Raw genomic sequence first — 3,430 nt, forward strand, 5'->3', positions numbered from 1 at the left:
ATACAAAGTACATTGCTTATGGCGGTGGACCTGGTGCGAATAAACGTTTTGTACACGTAGAGTTATGCGAGACGGCAGATTATGATAAATTCAAAGTTTCATATGATAAATATGTGAAGCTGCTTGCTAAAATCCTACGTGACCGCGGATTATCTGTAGAAAAAGGATTGTGGACGCATTATGATGTTACGAAATATCTTGGCGGTACAGATCATGAAGATCCACTTGATTACTTACGTAGTCATGGTGTATCAGAAGCCCAATTCCGTGCTGATGTGAAACGTGCATATAGTAATTCTAATGTTGATGTTTCTGTTCCAGAACAACCATCTAAACCAGAAGAAGTACCAACAGCTGTAACAGATGGAGTTGCTTACATTCAAGGATACAACGTGAATTTACGTAAAGGACCAGATGTAAGCTATTCTGTAATTCGTCAACTTAACAAACCAGAATCATATGTTGTGTGGGCCGAAAAAGATGGATGGCTAAATCTTGGAGGAAATCAGTGGATTAAATACAATCCTTCTTATGTGAAATTCGATAAGAAAAGCACAGTAGATTCATCTATTGTAGGGAAGCGTGTTGTTGCTAAAGTGGACAACCTACGTTTCTATGACTCTGCTTCCTGGGCAGATAAAGATGTCGCTGGCACTTTAGATGCAGGATCAGGATTTTCAATCGATGCGAAAGTAACTGTAAATGGTTCAACTCAGTACAAAGTACATAACAGCAAAGGTAAAACATACTATGTAACAGCAAATGAAGCTTATGTATATGTGAAGTAAAAACAAGATCCGTCCTTAATTGGGCGGTTTTTTTATTTTTATGTAATTAGAATTTACTTTTAGATAAAGTTCGTAATATGGGCTTTATGATTCTACTTATTAAGTGTATATACACAAATAAGGATATATGTAAATATTGAGAGTGTATTAAATTGATTCTTCACCATATTTTTTTCTTGAGAAACATCACATAGGTATAATGTCCTATAAATGACAATTATGTAATCATTAGGATTGTGTTATAGTAAAGGAAAGTTTAAAGGGGTGAATTAATGATTAAGTTCATTTATTCTATCTTATTTGCAATAATACTGTTTTTCGCAGTTCGCAGTTCGCTAATACCCTATATAGCATCAAATGAAAATATTGTTGCAATTTTAGTTATTTTTATCTTAATTATTATTAACAGTTGGATTCTCGGTTTAATAAGTAATGTACGCAATAAAAAAAAGGTCGAACTAGAGAAATAATCTAGTTCGACCTTTTTTTATCTAACAAATTTTTGTACTTTTGTATCAGTATACATTTTTGCGCCATTCGCATTTCTTGTAACAGTCACAGATTTTACGTATTCATTCACCGCATCATAATCTCTATAATTTTCTGTATGATATGTAACAAGCGGTGGTTGGTAGAAGTACGCTAAACTACCTGAAACCCCTATAGCTATACTGGTTAATATCTTAGTTGGAAGGTAATTAGAGAACGCTGCAACTAAAATTAAAGCCACATTGTATGAATGTTTTTCTATTCTATTGTCGGCATCCCCAGAACCAGCAGATTTCCAATTGAAGCTTCCATCGTTAATGATTGTCCCTTGAAAATCTGCTGGTTTTATTTCTGCACCTGATACTTGTCTATCAATCACATTTCCATTCTCGCCATATTGTATAGTTTCACTGTACATTAATGTCGGTTCTTGACCTTTATCAACAACAGGCGGAGTGTTTTTCCAAAAATCTTCAAATTTAGTAGCTTGATTAATAGAGGATACATTTGTTTGTTCAATTGATTTTTCTACTGTGGGTGAATCAGCATGTGCATAAGGAGCGAGTGTGCTCAATGCTAATATAGAAGCTAATGCAGTTGTTACGATTTTCTTTTTCATTAATTAGTCATCCTTTGCAATTTTAGTTACCATATTTTTCCGAAAATATGGTACAAGCCCATATTAATATACAATAATCCGAAAATAAACATTTTTTTGAATTATTGTAAATATATGTTTCGACAATTGACATCTTAAAACGATGGTTTTACTAGGCTTGTATATAATAAAATGAATATTCTGTATTTAATTTATCAACCTTCTTCAAATAAGGAATTTCGTCTTTACTTCGTAGAATTATGGTAATATTTAGATAATTATAGATGGAATAAGGGGGATGGCTTGTTATGAGCGCACATATAGTAACCAAAGAACAAATCAGGCAAATATTAGATGCTTGGTATCAATCAATGTTACAACAACAAGTAGAAAAAGCAAAACAATTTAAACAAGAAATTGAAGACAAACTTTCTAGTATAAAAGAAGACGAAAACCTACTACTATATTATTCATTATTAAATTTTAGATATAAAGTACTAACAGGTGGACTTAACATTACAAAAGATAATTTTAATGAAATTAACTCCTTTGATATACCTGATAACAGCTTTCTATCCTATTATTATCACTTCTTCAAAGCAATTCACAGCACCATTCTTGCAGACTACAATGAAGCAAAAGAACATTTTGAGAAAGCTGAAAATTTTTTAATGTATGTACCTAATGAATTAGAGAAAGCTGAATTTAATTATCGTTTAGCTTCATGTTACTATCAAATCTATAAACCGCTTTTAGCTATTGACCACATACGAGTAGCAAAAGATATATTTTCTAAACATGCGGGCTATGAAATGAATGTAGCTTTATGTGATAACATTTTTGGGTTATCTTGTATAGATTTAAGACAATTTGAACAAGCCGAAGAAAACCTTAACGCCGCCATAGATATTCTAAAAAATAAAAATGAAAGAACATTGTTACTACGTGTTAGAAATAACATCGGACTATTGTATGCAAATCAAAATCTGTCTTCTTTAGCAATTCGTCACTTATCAGAAGTTACGGAAAACATACCAAATCATTTTAAAGCCCTATATTTACAAGCAGATGAAAATTTAAAATTAGGTGAAACAGAAATTGCATCTCAACTCATTGAAAAGGGTTTAACTATCTGCAATGAATTAGGGAATAAGGAATATCAATACCGTTTTACAATTCTAAGAGAAATGAACAACACATCTAACACTACAGAATTAGAAACTGCTGTATTAGCAGGAGTTTCATACTTTAAAAAAGAAGAATTATGGGATTGTATTGAAGAATATGCAGAACGACTAGCGAATAAATTTTATGCAGAGGAAAATCATGCGAAGGCTAGTAAATATTTCTACATTAGTAATGAAGCAAGAAAAAAACTATTAGCTAAAGGGGCGTTAAAGTAATGAAAAAGATTGGATTAACAATAACAGGATTAGCGTTAGCTGGAATTATGACTTTTAGTGTTAACAACATTCCAGGATTTTCGACATTAAACAAAGGTGACACACCCGCACCACAAAGACCTGATTTAGCATTAAATATAGGTGATACTCCT

At 32.2% G+C, this 3,430-nt stretch carries 5 protein-coding genes; 4 read left to right on the plus strand and 1 reads right to left on the minus strand.

The genetic code is table 11. The features are described 5' to 3' along the window. On the plus strand, positions 1 to 788 hold a 788-nt coding region (locus C564_RS0131145), incomplete at its 5' end, for a peptidoglycan recognition protein family protein (RefSeq protein WP_018768189.1). A 272-nt stretch (positions 789 to 1,060) separates the two neighbouring features. Beyond that, entirely contained in the window at positions 1,061 to 1,258 is a 198-nt protein-coding gene (locus C564_RS38345; protein WP_018768190.1) for a hypothetical protein, read from the plus strand. A 17-nt stretch (positions 1,259 to 1,275) separates the two neighbouring features. Here the strand turns inward: C564_RS38345 and C564_RS0131155 are convergent, their stop codons facing one another. Further along, positions 1,276 to 1,896, minus strand: a complete 621-nt coding sequence (locus tag C564_RS0131155) for a hypothetical protein (RefSeq protein ID WP_018768191.1) — start codon at positions 1,894 to 1,896, stop codon at positions 1,276 to 1,278. Between the two features lie 287 nt (positions 1,897 to 2,183). Between C564_RS0131155 and C564_RS0131160 the strand changes: the two genes are divergently transcribed. After that, positions 2,184 to 3,278, plus strand: coding sequence for a response regulator aspartate phosphatase (locus C564_RS0131160; protein ID WP_018768192.1), 1,095 nt, complete (start codon positions 2,184 to 2,186; stop codon positions 3,276 to 3,278). Continuing rightward, positions 3,278 to 3,430 (plus strand): hypothetical protein (locus C564_RS36555; protein ID WP_018768193.1); only part of this gene is annotated, 153 nt, incomplete at its 3' end. The genes C564_RS0131160 and C564_RS36555, both read left to right, overlap by 1 nt.

The sequence above is a fragment of the Bacillus sp. 105MF genome (assembly GCF_000374885.1).
Taxonomy (GTDB): Bacteria; Bacillota; Bacilli; order Bacillales; family Bacillaceae_G; genus Bacillus_A; species Bacillus_A pseudomycoides.